The organism is Brevibacillus fluminis, from assembly GCF_052072235.1.
GTDB lineage: Bacteria > Bacillota > Bacilli > Brevibacillales > Brevibacillaceae > Brevibacillus_D > Brevibacillus_D fluminis_A.
In genome coordinates this window covers 1672905-1693377 of record NZ_CM125436.1, presented here as the reverse complement: position 1 = coordinate 1693377, position 20473 = coordinate 1672905, and the positions used below count along the sequence as shown (strand labels likewise).

Genomic DNA, 20473 nt, shown 5'->3' with positions numbered 1-20473 from the left:
ATGTGCTCCAAATGGATATGCCTTACAGGTGTTTGCCCAGCGCTGCCATCAACGCTTCTTTTGGTTGGAAGCCAACCAATTTGTCCACTGGCTGTCCGTCTTTGAAAACGATCAGCGTTGGGATGGACATCACGCCAAAACGGCCTGCTGTATCCGGGTTATCGTCAACGTTCAGTTTGACGATTTTCATTTGGGAACCCACTTCGCTGTCGATTTGCTCCAAAACAGGTGCGATCATTTTGCAAGGTCCGCACCATGGTGCCCAAAAGTCAACCAGTACAGTACCGGATTGTTCTACTTCTTGACCAAAAGATTGGTCGGAAACGTTTACGATTGCCATTTATAGCTACCTCCTATCATTCGGTAATACTCTTTCCCATGTAAAGTATACCATCCATTGTCAAAGATGACCACGTGCAGTCGCACTTCGCCACACACATATTATGTCCGATGTTGTACAAACCTATAGGGGTAGAAAGGGGATGCCTGCTGTGCCAACGTTTGTAACCTTTTTTCCCGATGAACGCGCCGCCCAGCATTTCGTCTCGCAGTTGGCTTTGGATACCTCTATCTCGTCCATCACCATGTTAAACGAGTCGGCAGGTGCCCAAGATCCGTTCGACCAAACCGTAAGCTATGCGGACTCCTTGCAGCAGCATGGCTTTTCCCTCGAACAGTGCAGCAATTGCGAGAGCAAGATCGGGGAAGGCAACATCGCCCTTCTCATCGAAGGGAACGACGCCACTGACATCTTACTCGCTCTACAGGAATATGGTGTGCAAAGCTACCATATGGTGTAAAACCCACTGCCCGGGAGGGAGTGGGTTTTTCCTTTTGGCGATGCGATTACTGCAGCGCTTTTTTGAATTCTGCGGTCAAAAGCGGTACGACTTCAAACAAATCGCCGACGATTCCGTAATCCGCCACCTGGAAAATCGGCGCTTCCGGATCTTTGTTGATCGCCACGATCACTTTGGAGTTGGACATGCCCGCCAAGTGCTGGATCGCGCCGGAGATACCGCACGCGATATACAGGTCAGGTGTGACCACCTTGCCTGTTTGACCGATTTGCAGGGAGTAATCGCAATAATCGGCATCGCACGCGCCGCGCGAAGCGCCTACCGCTGCACCAAGCACATCAGCAAGCTCCTCCAGCGGCTTGAAGCCGTCTTTGCTCTTGACTCCGCGACCGCCGGAAATGATGACCTTCGCTTCGGACAAGTCGACTTTGCCGCTCGTTTTGCGAACAACCTCTTTTACGATCGTGCGCAGATCTTTCAGCTCGACGTCAAGCGATACAATTTCCGCGGTTTTGGACGCATCCGGGGCAACAAGTGCGATATTGTTCGGACGAACGGTGATGAACACTTTGTTGTCGCCAAAGCTGCGTTTTTGGAACGCTTTTCCGGCATAAATCGGGCGGACGAACACATCGTCTCCCTCAATGGATGTCACATCGGAAACGAGGCCGTATCCGAGGCGCGCTGCGATGCGCGGCGCCAAGTCGCGGCCGATCGACGTATGGCCGATGACGATCGCATCCGGCTCAACCGTGCCGATGACTTGAGAAAATGCTTGTGTATAGCTGTCTGGCGTATATTGCGCGAGCGCTTCGTTTTCCACGACCACGACTTTGGCGGCACCATACTGGGCAAGTGCAGCTGCATGTGCGCCAGCGCCCGGTCCAAATACCGCTGCGGTGATTTCGCCGCCTGCCGCGATCGCCTGCGCTGCGGACAATGCTTCGAAGGAAACGTTGCGAATATTGCCATCACGTGTTTCTGCGAGTACCAATACTTTTTTCATGGATATCCCTCTCTTCCTTTTCCTTAGATCACTTTCGCTTCGCTGCGCAGCAATTGGACGAGTTCCGCCGCTTGAGCCGGAATGTCGCCGGAAAGAATACGGCCCGCCTGTTTTTTCGGCGGCAGATACGTATCGACAACCGTCGTTTTCGCTTTCACTTCATCAGCGGAAAGACCAAGGTCATCTGCCGAGAGGATATCCAGCGGTTTTTTCTTCGCTTTCATGATACCAGGGAGAGAAGGGTAGCGCGGCTCGTTCAGCCCTTGCTGCGCCGTGATGAGGACCGGCAAGGTTGCTTCCACCACTTCCAGGTCGCCCTCGATGTCGCGCTCGACCGTTACCGTAGAACCGTCGACCGTGAGCTTCACGGCTGTGGAGATGTGGTTGATGCCCAGTTCCTCTGCAAGTCGCGGACCGCCTTGGCCTGCGCCGGAATCCACTGCCATCTGGCCGCCGAGGATGATGTCGAAGCCGAGTTTGCGAGCAACCGCAGCCAACACTTTCGCTGTGGTGTACTCGTCGCCAAACAGCGATTCATCGTCAACCAGCACCGCTTTGTCGGCACCCATCGCCAGCGCAGTGCGCAGCTCGGTTTGCACGCGATCCGGTCCAACGGAAATAACCGTCACCTCGCCGCCGTGCTCTTCCTTCAGCTTGATCGCTTCTTCCACGGCATACTCATCGTACGGGTTGATGATGAATTTTACCCCGTCTTCACTGATGCCACCGTTTTGGATGACGATTTTTTCCTCGGTATCAAACGTAGATTTAAGCACAACCAGAATGTTCATGAGATTCCCCTCCTCATTTATTTAACGATCGGAAAATTCGGGCTTCCGCTTTTCGATGAAGGCGCTGATGCCTTCCTTGGCATCTTCCGTGCCGAACACTTGGCCAAACAGCCGGGCTTCGGTGCGGTATCCTGCATCATGGTCTTCCGCAAGGCTGGCCTGAATCGCTTCCAGCGTGTACGCGACCGCAAGCTTTCCTTTGGCGGTGATCGCGGCGGCCAGCTTTTTCACTTCATCAAGCAGCACTTCTGCGGGATATACCGCTTCGACCAGGCCGATGCGATGGGCTTCCTCGCCGCCGATCATGTCGGAGGTGAGCATCAGCTGCGTCGCTTTTCCCGGGCCAACCAACCGCGGCAGACGCTGCGTGCCGCCGTAGCCGGGCATGATGCCCAGATTCAGCTCGGGCAGCCCGAGCTTTGCTTCCGCTGCCGCAAAGCGGATGTGGCAAGCCATCGCAAGCTCCAGCCCGCCGCCGAGGCACGCTCCGTTAATGGCCGCGATGACTGGCTTGCGGAACGACTCGATGCGCGCAAACAGCGCCTGTCCGGTTTCCGAAAGCGCTTGCGCTTCTGCCTGATCGAGCTGTGTGAACTGCTTGATGTCGGCTCCGGCAACGAAAAAGCGCCCTTCTCCCGTGATGACGACCGCTTTCACTTGATCGTCCTTTGCCGCTTCATCGAGTGCGGCGCCCAAATCGGTCAACGTTGCCTGATTGAGCGCATTCGCCGGCGGATTGTTGATCACAAGCCAAGCGACGCGATCCGCCACTTCATAATGCACAGTGGTGTAAGCCATGTTCTCTCCCTCCAACTCTATGATCAGTATTTTAGCAATTTTCGCGATATAACTTGGAAAAACCTTTTTTAGCAAGAAGGCTTTACCCGCGCAGCAAAACTGAGCGAACGCTCAGTCTGTCGCGGATACGTTGATTGTACCAAAAATAGGCGGAGATGAAAAGCAATTGATGCACAAGCTTTTTCACCTGCGAACCAATCCGTACAGGAAGAGGTTATGGATCGGCTCCACCAGTGAGGTGAGATCGTATTTGCACTGCTTCATTACCCATGACGTGACGGTCTCGTCGATGGTGCCGTAAATCATTTTGCGCGCCATCCGCACATCGAGTTCGTCGCGGAAAACGCCCTCTGCGATGCCCGCTTCAATTATCCCGTCGATCAGCGTCAGATACGTTTTGAGCACCTCGCCGATCCCTTTGCTGATCTTTTCGTTCGACTGCCGCAGCTCGATCTGCGTGACAATGGCGAACTCGGGATTTTGCGCCAGCTGGCTCAGATGGGCATGAATCAAAATATACAGCTTCTCCTGAATCGTCCCGGCTGTCGAGATTCGATCACGGCACGTTTCAATAAACTGGCCCATTTTTTCGTTAAAGACAGAGATGAGGATATCGTCCTTGTTTTCAAAGTAGAGATAGATCGTACCGTCTGCCACCTTCGCCTCTCTGGCGATGCGCGAGACTTGGGAATTGTGATACCCGTGTTTCGCAATGACCCGGACGGCCGCATCGATAATGGCTTGATATTTTTCCCCCGTTTTCTTTGCCATAAGTACCTCCACTCAATTCAACAGATCACACAACAATGAATGATTGTTCATTCACATCAAGTGTAAACGATGACAAAGCGCAGTGTCAACGCCTGTTCTCGCCAATCAGAAAACCTGGCTACGCCATGATTTCAGCTTAAGCCGCAGTTGCCCTGATACAAAAAAAGCGATCTCCCCTCCCAGTCAGACTGGATCAGGCAGCATCGCTCCCAGTTACGAACGTATTCGTTTGTCAGCCTAACTTGGCTGACTGGTCTTCGTGCCGCTTCTTCTCTTCTTCCTGCAATTGGCGCCGGAGCACCTTGCCAACCATCGTTTTGGGCAGCTCCTTGCGCGCTTCATAGGCACGCGGAACTTTGTAGGCCGCCAGTCGTTGCCGGCAAAATTGGTCCATCTCCTGCTCATGTAACTCGCAGCCCGCTTTCAGGACGATGAAGGCTTTGACCGTCTCGCCGCGATACGGGTCGGGTACGCCGACCACGGCCGCTTCCTGCACGGACGGATGCTCGAACAGCACCTCCTCCACCTCGCGCGGATAAATATTGAAGCCCCCGGCGATGATCATGTCTTTTTTGCGGTCGACGATATAAAAATACCCGTCCTCGTCCATATAGCCGACATCTCCGGTCAACAGCCAGCCATCGCGCAAGACAGCCGCCGTCTCCTCCGGACGGTTCCAGTAGCCAAGCATCACCTGCCCGCCTTTGACCGCAAGCTCGCCAATCGAGCCCTGTGGCAGCTCTTCGCCTGTCCCCGGGTCGACGATGCGGCAGTCGGTATCCGGCCATGGCAAGCCGATGCTGCCGCTGACCCGCCGCCCCCAAAACGGATTGGAGTGGGTGACGGGCGATGACTCGGTCAAGCCGTACCCTTCGGCGATTTTGCCTTGCGTCAGCTCTTCAAAGCGGGTCTGCACCTCCAGCGGCAACGGAGCGGAGCCGCTCACGCACGCTTTGATCGAGGAGAGGTTGTATGTTTGGATATCGGGGTGATTCAAAAGGCCGATGAACATCGTCGGCGCTCCCGGAAACATGCTGGGCCGCAGTTTATCGATCAGCCGCAAAATTTGGCCCGGATCGAATTTGGGCACAAGAATGATCTCGGCGCCGATGGAAATGCCGTAGTTCATGGCGGCGGTCATGCCGAATACATGGAACAGCGGCAGGGCTGTCAAAATTTTTTCCTTTCCTTGCTCCATTTTGTACAGACACGCCTGGCACTGGACGGTATTGACGACAAGGTTGCGGTGGGTGAGCATCACGCCTTTGGCTACGCCCGTAGTTCCGCCCGTGTATTGCAAAAGCGCCAAATCTTGCGCAGGGTCGATGTCAACCTCGATTGGGCTGGCAGCGTTTTCATGTAAAACAGGCAAAAACGGTTCAACATTTTGTGAATACGAAATGACGGGAGCGTTTGATTTTTGCTTTCGCTGTGCGAGTGGGTACAGCATTTTTTTGAAGAAAGGCAAAAAATCGCTGATGCTGGTGAGGATGATGTGCGTGAGCGACACATGGGGCATGACTTTTTCGATCCGGCCGTAAAGCTGGTCGAGTGCGACGATAACCTCGGCCCCCGAGTCAACCAACTGATGAATCAGCTCGCGTTCGGTATAGAGCGGATTGGTCATCACCACGGTGCCGCCGGCAAACAAGGTGCCATAGTATGCGATGACGGCTTGGGGACAATTGGGCAGCATGATGGCGACGCGGTCTCCTTTTTTGACGCCGCGGCGCATCAAGGCATGTGCAAATTGATAAGACATGGACAGCAGCTGTGCATACGTGATCTGCTTTCCCAGAAAATAGAGTGCGTTCTGATGAGGAAAACGCTCCGCAGACTGTTTCAGAAAGGCTGTCACCGGAACACGGGGGTATTCCAGCGAAGCGGGAACTTCCTGCGGATAGTTGGCAATCCAAGGCTTGGTATCTGACATGGTCCGAAACCCTCCAATCCTTTGTATGGCCCAACTCTACTGGTCTGTTTACCGATCGTTGCATAACCTCTTCCTCCCTTCATTGTAAGTGAATGTTCTGATTTTTCCAACCATAAAAAAGAAAAGCCGCTTCTCGTTGAAAAAGCGGCTCCCTCTCCTATTCGTCGTAAAACTCGCCCACATCATGCTGGCCGATGATCAGGGTGATCGGTTCGAGGTACGCCCTGACTTCCTGGCCTTGTGTCACGAGATTGATTTCGGTATCGATGATTTTGAAACGGACGACATCGTCTGTCCGTCTGTCATGCACAACCTCGAATTGTTTTAATCCGAGCGGTCGCGTCACAACCGAGCTTCCGATTGGCAGGAAAAAGGTTTCGAATACCCCGTGATCAAAGAAAACTTCATTAATCAGTTCATTATTCATGTCGACAAGCGTCACTTGCTGCACAATCCGGTAATTCATCTGGCAATCTCCCCCAACAGAGTGAATCTATCGTCCTATCATACTCTTTTTCACCAAAAAACAACAAGAGGAGAACGGCTTATTCTACGAGTTCAACTCTTTTTCCAGCTGCTTTTGCACCCGCTTGCGCTCTTCCTTCGGCACGAGGTAATACCAGCCGCGAATCCCGTTGCGCCAAATGCGCTCGTCGGTGCCCATCAAGGTGTCGGTCTCGATATGGTTTTTTTGCGGATCATAGTAGGTTTTCAAAAGCGAGGAGATTTCCTGCTGTGTCAGGTCCGTTTTGACGTGCTTGCCCAAAATGTCCATCAGCTTGAATGCTTTCAGGAAAGACTGGACGGAATCGCCCTTTCCCGCCAATGCCTTGATAATTTCCTGCTGGCGGACGATCCGCTCGTAATCGCTGTCTTCCTTCCCGAGATCGCTTTTGCGGTAACGGGCGTAATCGAGCGCCTGCTTGCCGTTCAGCGTCTGCAGGCCCGGCTTCAGATCGATATAGGTGTCATCGGTAGGGTCGGTATATTTCATGCGCTTTTTCACATTGATTTCCACGCCGCCGAGTTCGTCGACAATTTTGCGGAAGCCATCGAAGTCGATGGTCATGTAGCGGTCGATTTTGATGTTGAGGAAGTTTTGCAGAGCGGTCTTGACCATGCCGGGACCGCCGAACGCCATGGCGTGGTTCACTTTGTCATAGCCGCGGCCAGGCAGTTCCATAAAGCTGTCGCGGGGAATGGATAACAGATACACACGCTGGTCGGCGGGATGGACGGTGCAGAGAATCATCGTGTCCGATCGCGCCTTTTCGCCGTCCCTGCTGTCGATGCCGATCAAAAGCAGCGTAAACGGCTTCAATGTTTTTTGCGGACCTAGCGGCAATTCGTCCACCGGTGCCGGTTGGTTGATCAGCACATGCTCCATCCCCTGCGGCTGCATCGCATCGGCCGGTGCTTCCGCGAGCGGCTGGTACCACTCGTTCGTCATCTGTCTGTATTGATAAATGGTATAGCTGACGTATGCAAGAATTGCCAACAGGATGGCGGCTCCTGTATAGACCAGCACTTGTTTGATCCCGCGAGACGCAGTTGTTTTCATGATCTTCCTCCCCTAACCGCCGGATTCGAATCGTGATAGGTTCATCATCCGTACGAAAAATATCCCCATCTGTGCGTCTGTGAGCCTAGGTGGGGATATTTCGCAGTATTGCCGAGTATGGGGAGGACTATACGTTATCGCGCCGGTTTGGCCAAGAGCGTGACCCATTCATCCGTTTGCCGCTGGTCCTTGATGCTGTAGCCTTCCGCAACCAGCTTGTCCACGATCGCATCGCGATTCCAGTCGACCAGTCCGGAGAAAATGATCGTGCCGTCCGGTGCCAGCAGCTTGCCTGCGAGCGGCAAAATCGCCACGTCCTCATCTCCGCCGATGTTCAGCAAAATGAGGTCGGCTTTCTCCGGAATGCGTTCCGCCATGTCCGGCGAGGTGGCATCGCCGATCACAACTTCCACGCTGCTTGCATCCAGCTCGTTGTGCGCCAGGTTTTGCCTGATTTCGTATTCGCTCTCCGGGTTCAAATCCAGCGCATACACCGGTTGCTTGGCATGCCGAAGCGCACAATAAATGGAGAGAATGCCTGAACCCGCTCCGATGTCGATCACACGCATTCCCGATACATCCATTTCCTGCAAAAAGCGGAGCATGTCCTGGGTCGTGCCGTGATAGCCTGTCCCGAACGCGGCACCCGGATCGATCCACAGAACAGGGCCTGCGGCTTGCAAAGTTCCTTTCGTCCAGGAGGGTGCGACCGTCAAGCTGCCGATTTGCACGGGGACGAACTCGTCTTTCCAGCTTTCATTCTCTTCTTTCACTTGCTCCACTGCCTTCAGGCGGATCGCGCCATCCCATTGTTTCAGGTAGTCTTCCATTCGCGCCGCAAGCGCCTGCTGCTCCTCTTCCATCGGTTCAAACACATATGCGATGACCGGCTGTTCCCGCTGCTCCTGGTAATCGTATCCGTTTTCCGTCACGATCACCTCGATTTGCGGTTCTGTCCAGCCTAGTGTATAGGTGCTGTCCAACAGCTCTGCGAGAAAGACCTCCTCAAGATCCGCAGGAAGTGAAATCGTATATTTCAGCCAAAATCGACTCATTTTTTACTCCTTTTTTCACTCGTTTTGTAGTCTTTCCTGGTGTCTGCATGGTATTATATAATGTGGATTTCACGCGTAGGAGGCGTTGCTTCATGTTTGATGAATTTTTTTATCGTCGCCGCAAGGATAAGGGAATGCTCTACCTGATGATCGGCTTCATCATCCTGGCAGTCGCCCTGATTGGCGGCGGCATCATGTACGTGCTCTAGTCCGCTTTACTTCCTTGTATTTCCTCTATTATACTTGAGGTTGTACTTCTTATGCACGCCGAATAGAAAGAAGGTACTCTCATGCCGCGAATTCTCATCTCCGGGTATTATGGCTTCAACAATGCCGGGGACGATGTTGTGCTTTATGGCATCATCAGCTCGCTTAGACGGGAACAACCGCATATCGAAATGTCCGTCCTGTCTAACCAGCCGGAACGAACTGCACAATTGTTCGGAATTCCCGCATACAACCGATGGAGTCCTTCTACGATTGTACGTGAACTGAAACGCTGCGACTTGCTGGTGATGGGCGGCGGTACATTGATGCAGGATGTGACAAGCCCTCGCAGCGTCCTTTACTACTTAGGAATTGTGACGATCGCCAAGCTGCTTCGCAAGCCGGTCGTCTTTTATGCGCAAGGCTTCGGGCCGATTCTGACCTCGCTCAGCCGGCGCCTGATCAAACAGGTCGTCAACCGGGTCGATGTCATTACGGTACGCGATTATGAATCCGGACAGGATTTTAAAGCTTGCGGCGTCACGAAGGCACCTCTGTACGTCACGGCTGATCCTGCGCTTACGATACATCCTGACGACATTCCGGACAAGCCGGGACAAGAACTGCTGTCCTCTTTGTTTGCTGACTTGACGCGCCCGCTGGTCGTCTTCTCCGCGCGCAACTGGAAGCAAGAGGAGCGCTTCAAGCAGGCGGTTGCCGATGCAGCCGATTTTTTTGTCGGCAAAGGCTGGAATGTCCTGTTTTTACCGATGCATTATCCAAGCGATATCGCCCCTTCCAAAGAGATCATCTCTTTCATGAAGGAGCCAGGTGCCAAGCTGCTGGAAAATCCGGTCAGCTTCCACGATATCATGAGTGTGCTCAAAGCATCAAACTACGTGATCGGCATGCGGCTGCACTCGCTGATTCTCGCTTGCATGCTAAAAATTCCATTCATCGGCATGTCCTATGACCCCAAAATCGACCGATTCGTCGAGCGGGCCAATATGCCGTCCGCCGGTCATATACGCGATTTGGACTCAGAAAGACTTCTCGGCTTGATTCAGGAGCGGCTGGATCAGCTCGACGCCGAACAGAGCCGCATAGCGGCAAGCTCTGAGACGCTCAGCGCAGAAGCGATGCGCTCCAGCCAATTCGTGCTGAAAGCCTTGAAGATGAGGTAAGGAGGAACCGTTTTGTCTTTGTCTTCCACGATATTGCTTCAAGTAAACCGCCTGTTCCCGCTTCCCGTGCATCCGTTCAATCTGGCGAATGGCGGGAAGATGAGCTATACCGAATGGCAATTCCAAAAAGGGCAGCAAACGATTCAGTTTTTCTTGCCGTACCACACGCAGGAGCAGATGTTTACGGATAAAACCGTATTGGACATCGGCTGCGGCGGTGGCGGCAAAACGTGTTACTACGCTACATTCCGCCCGAAAAAAATCATCGGGATCGACATCGTCCCGCACTACGCGGAAGAAGGCAACGCATTCGCCCGTGAGAAAGGGCTGGCGGATATCGCCGAGTTCATGACAGGCGATGCGTCCCGGATGCCTTTTGCCGATGCGACGTTTGACACGATCATCATGAACGACGCGATGGAGCATGTCGACCAGCCGGAAAAAACGTTGGCGGAGTGCTTCCGCGTGCTCAAGCCGGGCGGCCATCTGTACATCAACTTCCCGCCCTACTATCATCCGTATGGCGCCCACCTTTCCGATGCGATCGGCATTCCGTGGGTGCACTCCCTGTTTTCCGAGCAGGCGATGATCGACGCGTACAAGACGCTTGTGGCCCCGCTGCCAGACGGGCAGGACCGCGTTTCGTTCCGGATCAGCAAGCGCGGCGACGGCACCGAATATTTCTCGTACATCAACCGGATGACGATTGCGCGCTTCCGCCGCATTCAAAAAGGTGTGAAGCATCCTGCCGTTTACCAGCAGGAGATCCCGCTCCGCTCCATCGTCTCCGGCCTGGCCAAGCTGCCGGGCTTGCGCGAGTATTTCGTCAAAATGGTCGTGTGCGTTTACCAGAAACAACAATAACCGCTTGGAACATGATAAACCCCTCTCACCCCGAATCACTCGGCGGTTGGGAGGGGTTTTCGCATGCGCTTGGGTTGGCTAGATAAAAAGCCGCAGACAGTCTCTGCGGCTTTTGACGATAAAGCGATTCGTTTATTTGTATACGTACGCGTTGGAGTTTTTCGCATCCCAACCGATTTTGTAGCCGAGCGCTTCCGCCACGGCTTTGACCGGAATCATCGGCGTGCCGTTTTTCAGCTCAACTTTTGCCGGCAGCGTGATGGTGGTAGAGCCGACAACCGCGACATTGGAGCCAACCGTCAGCTTTACGCTTTTGGCATTGCTCACAATCGCAACCATGCTGCTATTCCACGTCGTGGTCAACGCCAGCGCTTCCTTGAAAAATTGCGGCGATACCATGCTGGTCGTGTTGCTTGCCAGATAGGTTGTCGGTGCCAGCGGATACAGTTTGCCGCCGAGCATGAAGGATGGCACATTCGGCTTGATCACCGCAGCGTTCGATGGCAATGCCGGGTTGTACACGATCGTTGGCGCTGCAGGTTTTGGAGCCGGAGCCGGAGTAGCCGGCGCGACCGCACCGCCCACGCCTACCGAGCGTGCGAACAGCAGATTTTTTTCTTCCGAGCTGTACAGACCGATGCTATACGTATTTTTCGTTGCCGGGTTAACGATGTTCGCGCTTGCGTTAATCGCGATCGTCGCAGCGGTGGAAGCTGGCAAGTCTTGCGCCGGATAGATCAGCAGGTTTTGCCCGCGAATGCCGACATAGCTTGCAGCCACACCATTTACGGTGACAGCCGATGGCAATACAGCGCCTGGCAGTTTGTAGCCAGCCGGGAAGACCACCTCAAGGAAGTCTACGTTCTTTTGGACAGGCTGTGCCAATGCTTTCAAATTGATCGTAAGACCGGTCGGCTTTTGCAGCGCCGTGTTGGTCAGCGCGATCGTTGCTGTAGTGTTATTCGCCGGTGTCGTTGTTGGCGCAGTCGGCGTCGTTGGTGTTGTCGGCGTCGGCGTTGGCGTCGGAGTGACTCCTCCCGTGATCGTATACGAGCTGGATGTAACCGTTTTGCCGTCAACCGTCGCTGCGATTGTATACGTCCCCGCTGTTTTCGGATTGGAAATCCAGGCGTCGCTCGAAATTTCCACCGTTACGTCGCTTGTCGAACTGAAGCTGTCCGGCGTGGTCAAGTACAGGACGTTGCCGTAGCCATAGACGCTTTTTGGCGTTTTGCCGTTGATCGTGAAATCGGATGTGGACAAAATGCTCGGAATGCTCACACTCGATGGGAATTCCAGCTTGATTTGCGAGCTGCTTTGCAGTTTTTTGCTGCCGAAATCGCCTTCGATTTTGTAGCCTGTTCGTGCGCCGACGGTGGAATCATCAGGTTCGACGCTCAAGCTGGTGGAACCGGAACTTGAACTGGAACCAGATGAGCTGCTGGACCCTGTAATATCAAATGTTTCGGATTCATACGTTTCGCCGTTGTATTTCACTTTGATCGTATAATTGTCGTCTTCGGACGGGTTTGTAATACCGGCACCCTTCAGGAATTTAATGTCAAGCGTGTCATCGGTATCCGCCCCGCTTGGCACTTTAAGGTCTACTTTATCACTGCTGATGTCGACAGCGGTCACTTCGTAGCCATTGATTTCGACATCCGAGGTATCGATGTCATCTGGAACCATGCTATCGTCAGGGAAAATGACGCTAACCCACTTTCCTTTTTCCAGCTCGTCCTTGCCAAGGTCGATGTCGCCCAGTTCATATGTAGTCTCAGTATCTTCTTCGTCATCGCCAATGGAAACATTGAATTCATCACTTGAACTGCTGCTGCTGTCATCTTCTGTAATTTCAATCGTATCGGTATCGGAATCTTTGTCTACGCTGTTTTCTACTTCGATTTCATAATCATCCGCATCATCCGGATTGGTGATGACCCCTGCAATGTTGATTTCGATCTCGTCATCAGCCGAATAGTCGTCATTCAGCGTAATCGTGATCGAATTGTCGTAGTCATCGTATTCAACTTTTTTCGGCGTATCTCCATTCACATCGATATCGCTTTTGCTGACATTATCGTCAATGCTGAATTCCTCGGGAAAATAAATCGTGACCGTATCCCCCGATGTCATGTCTTCCTCCGGGGTAAATTTGATCGTATAGTCGCTGTCATCACCAGCAACATCCGAATCATCCGCTTCTACAGATACATCAGTAACGGCATATGCCTTCGGGATCGATAGAAACGGTGTCGCGACAAGCAACGTTGCCAGCGCTATCGGAAACGCCTTCGTACCTTTCGTAAAGGCTTCACCGCTCTTTACTCCATTTGCTTTACGTACCATTTTCATCGCACCTTTTTTCATTCAATTTCGTTTGAACTTATCAAGATTTCATTATATTAGAGATTTCTTAGATTTTTCTTTGATACTTATGAAATTTTATGATTTTGATCGTTTAATTTCTTCCAATTGAGGTAGGTTTTTCATCTATTTTCATGGAAACGCTGAAAAAGCCAGCTTGCGCGTTAGCTGGCTTTTCTTCCTTTATGAGGTTTTGCGGGATGCCCGCTTGAGAAACTTGGACGCAACATCGAATATCATCGACTCGCGCAACAGGATCAGCACGATTGCATACACGATCGCAGCTCCGCCGATCCCGACCACGGTTTGCACCAGCACATGGAAGTGCGAAAGGAACGGCTTGGCCGCCCAAAGCGCAGCGCCCATCGCGCTCCCGGCAACGGTCACCTTCCCGCACGTGAGCAAAAATGACCGGCTCACCGGAGCGCCGATGCGCTTTGCCAGTAAAATGAACAGTAACACCGCCTGGAACCATGCAGAGATGGACGCGGCCAGCGCGATGCCGCCATGTCCCAGCGACGGGATACCGGCATAAGCCGAGGCGATGTACACCAGGATTCCGCAAGCTCCGATGGTCACGGGCGTCCGCGTATTGTCCAGCGCGTAAAAGGCGCGCGTCAGCAAATCGCGGGCGGCCAGCCCAAACAGGCCAAGCGAGTAAAAGGCCAGACCCAACACGGTCCAGGCGACGCCCGTCTCATCGAATTTGCCGCCTTGGCGTACAAAAAACAGGCGGATCACCGGCTCGCCGAACAAAATCATCCCGATCGTAACCGGCAGCATCAGCATCCACAAATAGGCCAAGCCTTTTTGCAGCGTATCTTTCATCAAATTCATCTCGCCGCGCTTGACATAACTCGCCAGCAGCGGGAAAAGCGGCAGCGTAAACGCGCCGACGAATATACCGAGCGGAAGCTGGAAAATCTGGTTGGCATACGAAAGCGCCGCGATTTTCCCTTCTCCGAGGCCGGCCGTCAGCCCTCTCTCCAGAAAGGTCGTCGCCTGCGAGATGCAGGAGCCGATCAAAATCGGGATGACCCGCTCGCCCATCCCTTTGAGCGACTCGTCTTCTTTCCATTGAAAGGAAAAGCGGGTCGCGTAGCCAAAACGCTTGAGCGTCGGCAGCATCGGGACTGCGGCGGCGATGTAGCCAAGCGTGGTCGCGATTGCGAGACCGACCGGCCCGTAAGCCGGCACCAGCGCATACATGGCGACGATTACAACCGCACCGTTCGTCACCGTCCCCAGCGCAGGGGTAAAAAAGTGCTGGTGCGCATTGATCACGCTCGCCCACAAGCCCGCCACGCCGATGAAAAAGACGGACGGCCACATCCAGGCGAGCAGTTCAGCCGTCAGGGCAGCCCGCTGGCCGGTCATGCCGATCCAGCCGGCGATCTGCGGCGACAGCGCTGTGCCCGCCGCGCAGAGCACCAGGAAGAACAGCGTCACCATCGCCAGCATTTTTCCGTACAGCGCCTCTCGCTCGCCTTCTGCCTTTCGCTCGATGAGTCCGCGCATCGTCGGGATCAGCACCGCATTAATTGCGCCCGGAATGACCATAAATAATGTCATGGGGATCGTCAGCGCCGTAAAGTAAGCGTCCGCTGCCGCCCCTGTCCCATACAAATCTGATACATACATCGTCCGGATAAACCCGAGCAAACGCCCGAGCAAGGTTAGCGCCACAATGGATGTGGCTGCCTTCAATACGCTCATCTGAAAACTCCCATCTGTCTGTCACACATCTACTTGCCAAGACTACCAACTTAGATCATATAGCATTTCTCAGATACTTTCATTATAATGTTTAGGTTGAACTATGTCGCAGGGGGACGAATTTTCATGAAACATGCGATTACCAAGCTGCCGATGGCTTCGGCCAATTGGCTCTATCTATTGCTTTGCTTTCCGATCGTTGACTATGTCTTGCGCAAATTTGTACCGATCTCGTTTATCTCCTCGCTGTGGGATGAAGGAGTGCTGATCGTGCTTCTGCTCTTTTGCGTCACACCGTTTTTGCGGGGGGCGCGGATCGTGCCCGGCATCAAGCATGTGTTTTCCGCCTTTTTTGTGCTTGGCCTTGGCATGACGGTCGCGGACATGTCCAATGTGGATGCGAGCGTCGAAGGCTTTCGGGCCATCTATGAATATGTGCTCACCTTCTTCATCGGCTTTTATTTGATCGCCTCTGAAGAACAACTGGCAAAATTCATGAAAATGCTGGGCCTGGTCAGCTTCATCGTGGCCTTCATCGGCGTGATGCAGGTCGTGCTTGGCGTACAGACGCCGGAAGCATGGGTGAACGCTGGTGAGAGCACGCGGACGCGCGCCTTCTCCATCGTTACCAGCCCGAACGTATTGGGCAGCTTCATGGCGTTCGCCTCACCGCTCGCCATCGGGCTGTTTTTGAACAGCAAGGACAAGAAGGAACGCATCGTCTGGGCGATCGTCAGCCTTACCACCATCGCGGCGCTTTTGTTCACGATGTCGCGCGGCGCGTGGTTCGCGTTCGGCTTCGTCGTCTTTGTCGGCTGCTACTTGTGGAAAAAACGGTTGACGCTCTATCTCGCGCTCGCGGCCATCGTGCTTGCAGCCGGGCTTTCCTTTGTGCCGCACATGCCCGTCCTCTCCACCGTGAAGGATCGCATCGGCACCCTGTTCACCGCCGAATATTTGGAGAAAAGCGAAAGCGACGGGCGGATCGCACGCTGGAAAAACTCGTACTACGAGATGATGAAAGAACCGCTCTTCGGCAAAGGGCTTGGCCATTACGGCGGTGCGGTCGGCTCGCGTCATTTCGGCACTATCTACTCGGACAGCTATCTGTTCAAAACGATCGCAGAAACGGGCATTCTCGGCACCGGTCTTCTGCTCACACTCATGTTCATGGGGCTCCGCTACGCGCTGCGATTCGCGCAGGAGCGGCGAAAATCCCCTCATTACTTCCTTTATGTCGGGATATTTTGCGGCTTGCTGGCTGCTGCCTTGCACAATATGGTTGAAAATATTTTCGAGGTTCCGTTCATGAGCACGTATTTCTGGCTCACGACGGGCTTTCTCGTCGGGCTTCTGGCAGAGAAAACCTTGCAGAAGCAGCGATAGGAGGGGAACGCGATGCGCAACATTTTCCGTTTACAAACATTATTATGGGCGGTTTATGCCGCAATTCTGTTCCTTGTGTACCATCTGGTGATCAAGGTGGCGTTCCTTGACGGCTCCTGGATCGCGCTGATCGTTTTTGTCCCTGTGCTCATTTTGGGGCTGTACTTGATCCGCCCGGAGCATCGCAAAGAGGTTGCTGTCTTTACCATCGGCTTCTTGCTTCTGGACCGCGCGTTCAAGACGCTGGAAACCGATCAGATGAAGCATATCATTCAAGGCGTGATCGGCTCGACGCTGGTCATCGTCATTTTGGCCAAGCTATACGGCAAACTGCGCTGGAATGCGATCATCGCGCTGCTTTTGATAGCTTTCCTCGGCAACTTTACGTTTAACCGCGACAATTTGGCGGTGCTGAACCATTTCTACGTCAAATGGGAATCGCCCAAGCTGTACCAAGGCGAATGGGCCGACTTTTTCCCGATCACCCTGTATGACGTCGACCATGACGGCAAAATGGAGATCATCACCTACGGCAACAAGGACGAGGTGCCGCCATTGCCGGAAGAGGAACCAAAGCCGGAGACGCCGGAAGAAAAACTCGCGCTCGCCGAAAAAATCGTCAAGCTGAAAACCGAGCCGGTCAGCATGTACATTTACACCTACAAAAACGGTGAGATGGTGCGGATTCCAAATGAGCAAGTCTCGGCCCAGGACATGGCTGCGATCAAGGAGCAAATGCCGGTCGACTATCCTGGTTTCCCTTACTATATGATGAAAGGCGATCAGCTTCTGCCGAACGTGCAGCGCCAGCCTTACTCCGAGGGCATGATGCAGGCCGGGACAGCACCGTACCGCGCGTTCCTTTTGGATATGGTGAACATCGACAAGGTACTCTCCGAGCGCAACGGCCAGATGGACAGCCGCTCCACGTTTGGCCACGGGTCCAAGTTCGCCAACCTGTCCATCCGCGCCGGCAAGCTGAGCGGGACATTTGATGGCGTCGCCTTTTCAACCCCGACCACCGCGACCAAGCTGCTCGATACGATGCGGCTGCCCGGCGGCAAGGAAGGCTTGATCCTGCTCGGAGAAAACTTGACGGTGATGACCGTCAACCCGAACGGCACGACACAGGATGCGTATACGATCCTGCGTAAAGAAATCAACGGTCTGGCGACCAGCGATATCATCGTGGCAGACATCGATCACGACAATGTAGACGAGATGCTGGTGGCCAATACGCCATCCTATGTGCTCAAACCGCTGGCTGATGGCAAGTGGGACGTCCTGTGGGTCAGCGCTCCGAACGATAAAGCGTTCCGCTTCTCCAATTTCGCCACCGTGGGCAACGATCCCCAGCCGGAGATCATCGCCAAGGCGAAGAGCTGGGTCAGCAGCTACTACTTGCGCTATTTGGCCGGCTTCCACTATACGCCGCAAGGGCTTGAGCAAACGTGGAAAATTTATTTGCCGCTGATCAACGTACAGATCGGCGATGTCGACGGCGACAAGCAAAATGAAATCGTCGCATCCATTTACGGCACGCATCAGGTGCTCGTCTTGAAACAGCACAATGTGCCGGTGATGTGGATCGTCATTCTGCTGTTTGCAGCGCTTGTCGGCTACGGCCTGGTAAGGAGGTTCCGTCATGTTTCCTAAAGCAATCCGCCGTATGGCTCCCGTCTGCTTGTCGGTCGCGTTCCTGCTGGGCGGCTGCACCTACCCTTCAGCCGTGAAGGAGTTGAAAGCAAACACGCCGTCCGCTCCCACCGATATCGGGACGCCGGCAGGACCGCTCGCGGTCGAACGGCTGAAAAAGGCAATTGAAAAGGCTGAAACCGATCCGAAAGCGCAAAAGTTCTGGTATACCGGTTATGTGAAAAACACCATCCTGTCCCGGACGACGACCAGCATGTTCGATGGCATCGTCAGCAAGCCGGAGGGCTATCTGGTCAATGCGCGCATTGCGGCACAGCCGTATCAATATTACCGCTATCACGATAAAACGTATTTGCGCAACGGCGACTATTGGATTACGGCGCAAGAGCAGCCGCTTTCCTTTGACGTATGGAAGGGCTTTGACGATTGGCTTCCGTTCCTGACCGATGCGGTGCAGCTGCCGAGTGAAAAGATCATGGGTGTGGACACGACGCCCTTCCAGATCAAGATCAGCGGCGCACAATGGCTGGCTGGCAGCAAGAGCGACCTGTTTGGCGACTTGAAAAAAGAGATCGCGGATCGCCCTGACATGCAAGAGCTTTTGAAGCAATCGACGATCAAAACCACCATCTGGGTCAGCAACGAAGGCAAAACGGACAGCGAAAAAGAAGATTCCGACCTGATTTTCAAATATCAGACGTGGATCATCATCCCGCTCCCAGGTGCCGGATACATGGACCAGGAAGTGAACTACACCTTCTTCAAATACAACGATCCGGGCATCAAGCTCCCCGACATCAGCGAAGTGGAGAAGTATCTGCTTTATTAATTGGGAAGCAAACATAACCGTTCTGCTCATTTCGCGGGCCGTCAGAAAATTTCTGGCGGCTCTTTTGCATTGCGTTGACAGTTGAGGAAAAACATGCTAACCTAGTCAACAATACTAATGCCGACTATTTTTATCGGTTTTATTCATCCCGGATACTCTGTCGGCGCAACAGCTTGGCCAAGCCAAGTTTTCTAATTGGGGGAGAGAGAACATGACAGCTTTGAACAAGTTTTCCACAGGACAAAAACGCCAGACCAACAAGTGGATGAGCACGGCGCTCGCCTCCGCGATTCTGCTTTCTTCGCTCGGCACAGGAACAAGCGCATTCGCGCAAACGACCGTTGCGCCTACCGCAGCAGCTGCAGTAACACCAGCAGCAGTTGAAAACTACGCCGCTTACCTGAAAGAAAATTACGACATTCAATTTTCCGCTTCCCTTACGAAAGCGAGCTACATCGACGCTTTGGCGAAAGCGCTGAAAATTGAAAAAACCGCTCTTTCGTCCGACACGAAAGCAGACAGCGCCTTGACTGCTGCTGATGCGGTTTCGCTGGCTGTGCGCGCAGCTGGTCTGAAGGAACTCGCTTATTCCTACCCGCAAGAAAAAGTAGCGAAATCGCTGGCGAAAGCAAACGTAAACGGACAAGCTCTGGCACCTGCCGCCGCACAGGAGATCGCGGCAGCGATCGACACGAACCTCGTCCCTGCTTCCTACTACGGTTTGCTGGCTGACAAAAAGCCTGCGACAGCTGAATTGGCAAGCACGCTGATCGGCAAGGCGCTTTCCTTTACCGGCGCGTACAAGCATTATTTGGGCTATGTCAGCGACAGCGACATCTACGGCAAAGTGTATCAAGCATGGACAGCGTCCAGCCTGATCGATGCGCCGGAATTGCGCAAAGTTGTCGATCAAGCGGTAAAACAAAGCCTGGTGACCGGTTATAACCTGAAAGACAGCCGTTTCAACGCCAATTTTGACCCAGCGCGCTCCCTGACCTACGGCCACAGCGACATCACGCACGCGATCCAGCTGATCGGTTTGCTCAAAAGCGAAGGGCTGGATGCCAAAGTTCAGTTTGAGCCAAAAACATCCGCATTCCTTTATTTGAAAGAATGGGGCGAGCCGACACAAACCCCTGACTATAAAGTGGTGCAAATCGAGAACGGCAATTACATCGCCTACTCCAAGGAGTATGACCTGAGCTTTGAATTCGCGACAGCTGCCGACAAGGAAGCATTCGATGCCGTAATCAACAAGTTTGCGAAGAAAAATGAAGAAAATCCAAAAGGCCTGATTTACGCTTCCTGGTGGCAGCCGCTCTACTACTCTGCGAACGAACTGAAAGGCTACCAAAAAATCACGAACAATTACATCGCAAAAGACCACTACATCGCGCAGTCGTTCTCGCTCAACGACAAAGCTGCTGACGTCGCCGCCGGCTTCAAAAAGATCGATCCAAGCGTCTCCGTCACCTCCTACCAGTTCTGGGTAGACCAGCCGTTCTTCAATTATTTGAACGGCGAATCGAAATAAGGTCGAAATAAGGCA

The 20473-nt window shown here is 53.5% G+C and carries 18 protein-coding genes; 7 read left to right on the top strand and 11 right to left on the bottom strand.

The window, feature by feature from the left end; all coding sequences use genetic code 11:
* Positions 1-22: 22 nt before the first annotated feature.
* Entirely contained in the window at positions 23-340 is a 318-nt protein-coding gene (trxA, locus tag ACTID9_RS08565; RefSeq protein WP_441070783.1) for a thioredoxin, read from the bottom strand.
* Between the two features lie 151 nt (positions 341-491).
* Here trxA and ACTID9_RS08560 point away from each other — a divergent pair, with 151 nt between their 5' ends.
* Entirely contained in the window at positions 492-800 is a 309-nt protein-coding gene (locus ACTID9_RS08560) for a hypothetical protein (protein ID WP_441070782.1), read from the top strand.
* A 46-nt stretch (positions 801-846) separates the two neighbouring features.
* Here ACTID9_RS08560 and ACTID9_RS08555 read toward each other — a convergent pair whose 3' ends face one another.
* The 8 genes from ACTID9_RS08555 to ACTID9_RS08520 form a co-directional block, all read right to left on the bottom strand.
* The gene (locus ACTID9_RS08555) at positions 847-1806 is read right to left on the bottom strand and encodes an electron transfer flavoprotein subunit alpha/FixB family protein (protein ID WP_441070781.1); all 960 of its coding nucleotides are present in this window, start codon (positions 1804-1806) and stop codon (positions 847-849) included.
* 23 nt (positions 1807-1829) lie between these two features.
* Entirely contained in the window at positions 1830-2597 is a 768-nt protein-coding gene (locus ACTID9_RS08550) for an electron transfer flavoprotein subunit beta/FixA family protein (protein ID WP_441070780.1), read from the bottom strand.
* Between the two features lie 21 nt (positions 2598-2618).
* Positions 2619-3395, bottom strand: a complete 777-nt coding sequence (locus tag ACTID9_RS08545; RefSeq protein ID WP_441070779.1) for an enoyl-CoA hydratase — start codon at positions 3393-3395, stop codon at positions 2619-2621.
* Positions 3396-3578: 183 nt separating this feature from the next.
* Positions 3579-4166 (bottom strand): TetR/AcrR family transcriptional regulator, encoded by a 588-nt coding sequence (locus ACTID9_RS08540; protein WP_441070778.1) that lies wholly within the window; start codon positions 4164-4166, stop codon positions 3579-3581.
* 232 nt (positions 4167-4398) lie between these two features.
* Entirely contained in the window at positions 4399-6099 is a 1701-nt protein-coding gene (locus ACTID9_RS08535; protein WP_441070777.1) for an AMP-binding protein, read from the bottom strand.
* A 157-nt stretch (positions 6100-6256) separates the two neighbouring features.
* Positions 6257-6565 carry a hypothetical protein gene (locus ACTID9_RS08530; RefSeq protein WP_441070776.1) on the bottom strand — a complete coding sequence of 103 codons (309 nt, stop codon included), beginning with the start codon at positions 6563-6565 and terminating at the stop codon, positions 6257-6259.
* A gap of 84 nt (positions 6566-6649) precedes the next feature.
* On the bottom strand, positions 6650-7660 hold the full coding sequence (locus ACTID9_RS08525) for an LCP family protein (protein ID WP_441070775.1): 1011 nt from the start codon (positions 7658-7660) through the stop codon (positions 6650-6652).
* A gap of 134 nt (positions 7661-7794) precedes the next feature.
* A complete protein-coding gene (locus ACTID9_RS08520; protein WP_441070774.1) occupies positions 7795-8715 on the bottom strand; it encodes a 50S ribosomal protein L11 methyltransferase in 921 nt (306 codons plus the stop codon).
* A 290-nt stretch (positions 8716-9005) separates the two neighbouring features.
* Here ACTID9_RS08520 and csaB point away from each other — a divergent pair, with 290 nt between their 5' ends.
* Positions 9006-10106, top strand: a complete 1101-nt coding sequence (gene csaB, locus ACTID9_RS08515) for a polysaccharide pyruvyl transferase CsaB (RefSeq protein WP_441070773.1) — start codon at positions 9006-9008, stop codon at positions 10104-10106.
* A gap of 12 nt (positions 10107-10118) precedes the next feature.
* Positions 10119-10970, top strand: a complete 852-nt coding sequence (locus tag ACTID9_RS08510; RefSeq protein ID WP_441070772.1) for a class I SAM-dependent methyltransferase — start codon at positions 10119-10121, stop codon at positions 10968-10970.
* Between the two features lie 132 nt (positions 10971-11102).
* On the opposite strand, the gene ACTID9_RS08505 is transcribed toward ACTID9_RS08510, so the two are convergent.
* Both ACTID9_RS08505 and murJ read right to left on the bottom strand, forming a co-directional pair.
* Entirely contained in the window at positions 11103-13319 is a 2217-nt protein-coding gene (locus ACTID9_RS08505; RefSeq protein WP_441070771.1) for a copper amine oxidase N-terminal domain-containing protein, read from the bottom strand.
* Between the two features lie 201 nt (positions 13320-13520).
* Complete coding sequence (gene murJ, locus ACTID9_RS08500) at positions 13521-15053, bottom strand: murein biosynthesis integral membrane protein MurJ (protein ID WP_441070770.1); 1533 nt, start codon at positions 15051-15053, stop codon at positions 13521-13523.
* Between the two features lie 126 nt (positions 15054-15179).
* On the opposite strand from murJ, the gene ACTID9_RS08495 reads away from it, so the two are divergent.
* The 4 genes from ACTID9_RS08495 to ACTID9_RS08480 all read left to right on the top strand — a co-directional run bounded on the left by ACTID9_RS08495 (position 15180) and on the right by ACTID9_RS08480 (position 20458).
* The gene (locus tag ACTID9_RS08495; protein ID WP_441070769.1) at positions 15180-16439 is read left to right on the top strand and encodes an O-antigen ligase family protein; all 1260 of its coding nucleotides are present in this window, start codon (positions 15180-15182) and stop codon (positions 16437-16439) included.
* A 12-nt stretch (positions 16440-16451) separates the two neighbouring features.
* Entirely contained in the window at positions 16452-18095 is a 1644-nt protein-coding gene (locus tag ACTID9_RS08490) for a hypothetical protein (protein WP_441070768.1), read from the top strand.
* Positions 18085-18924: a hypothetical protein gene (locus ACTID9_RS08485; protein WP_441070767.1), complete on the top strand. Its 840-nt coding sequence runs from the start codon at positions 18085-18087 to the stop codon at positions 18922-18924. The genes ACTID9_RS08490 and ACTID9_RS08485 overlap by 11 nt, the downstream gene beginning before the upstream one ends.
* A gap of 211 nt (positions 18925-19135) precedes the next feature.
* A complete protein-coding gene (locus ACTID9_RS08480; RefSeq protein ID WP_441070766.1) occupies positions 19136-20458 on the top strand; it encodes a hypothetical protein in 1323 nt (440 codons plus the stop codon).
* Positions 20459-20473: the final 15 nt, after the last annotated feature.

Excerpts from the sequence above, each read along its gene's own strand:
- ACTID9_RS08545 (WP_441070779.1), bottom strand. The coding sequence starts at position 3,395 with ATGGCTTACACCACTGTGCATTATGAAGTGGCGGATCGCGTCGCTTGG.
- ACTID9_RS08530 (WP_441070776.1), bottom strand. The coding sequence starts at position 6,565 with ATGAATTACCGGATTGTGCAGCAAGTGACGCTTGTCGACATGAATAAT.
- ACTID9_RS08555 (WP_441070781.1), bottom strand. The coding sequence starts at position 1,806 with ATGAAAAAAGTATTGGTACTCGCAGAAACACGTGATGGCAATATTCGC.
- ACTID9_RS08525 (WP_441070775.1), bottom strand. The coding sequence starts at position 7,660 with ATGAAAACAACTGCGTCTCGCGGGATCAAACAAGTGCTGGTCTATACA.
- ACTID9_RS08540 (WP_441070778.1), bottom strand. The coding sequence starts at position 4,166 with ATGGCAAAGAAAACGGGGGAAAAATATCAAGCCATTATCGATGCGGCC.
- ACTID9_RS08495 (WP_441070769.1), top strand. The coding sequence starts at position 15,180 with ATGAAACATGCGATTACCAAGCTGCCGATGGCTTCGGCCAATTGGCTC.
- trxA (WP_441070783.1), bottom strand. The coding sequence starts at position 340 with ATGGCAATCGTAAACGTTTCCGACCAATCTTTTGGTCAAGAAGTAGAA.
- ACTID9_RS08485 (WP_441070767.1), top strand. The coding sequence starts at position 18,085 with ATGTTTCCTAAAGCAATCCGCCGTATGGCTCCCGTCTGCTTGTCGGTC.
- murJ (WP_441070770.1), bottom strand. The coding sequence starts at position 15,053 with ATGAGCGTATTGAAGGCAGCCACATCCATTGTGGCGCTAACCTTGCTC.
- csaB (WP_441070773.1), top strand. The coding sequence starts at position 9,006 with ATGCCGCGAATTCTCATCTCCGGGTATTATGGCTTCAACAATGCCGGG.
- ACTID9_RS08505 (WP_441070771.1), bottom strand. The coding sequence starts at position 13,319 with ATGGTACGTAAAGCAAATGGAGTAAAGAGCGGTGAAGCCTTTACGAAA.
- ACTID9_RS08490 (WP_441070768.1), top strand. The coding sequence starts at position 16,452 with ATGCGCAACATTTTCCGTTTACAAACATTATTATGGGCGGTTTATGCC.
- ACTID9_RS08520 (WP_441070774.1), bottom strand. The coding sequence starts at position 8,715 with ATGAGTCGATTTTGGCTGAAATATACGATTTCACTTCCTGCGGATCTT.
- ACTID9_RS08550 (WP_441070780.1), bottom strand. The coding sequence starts at position 2,597 with ATGAACATTCTGGTTGTGCTTAAATCTACGTTTGATACCGAGGAAAAA.
- ACTID9_RS08480 (WP_441070766.1), top strand. The coding sequence starts at position 19,136 with ATGACAGCTTTGAACAAGTTTTCCACAGGACAAAAACGCCAGACCAAC.
- ACTID9_RS08535 (WP_441070777.1), bottom strand. The coding sequence starts at position 6,099 with ATGTCAGATACCAAGCCTTGGATTGCCAACTATCCGCAGGAAGTTCCC.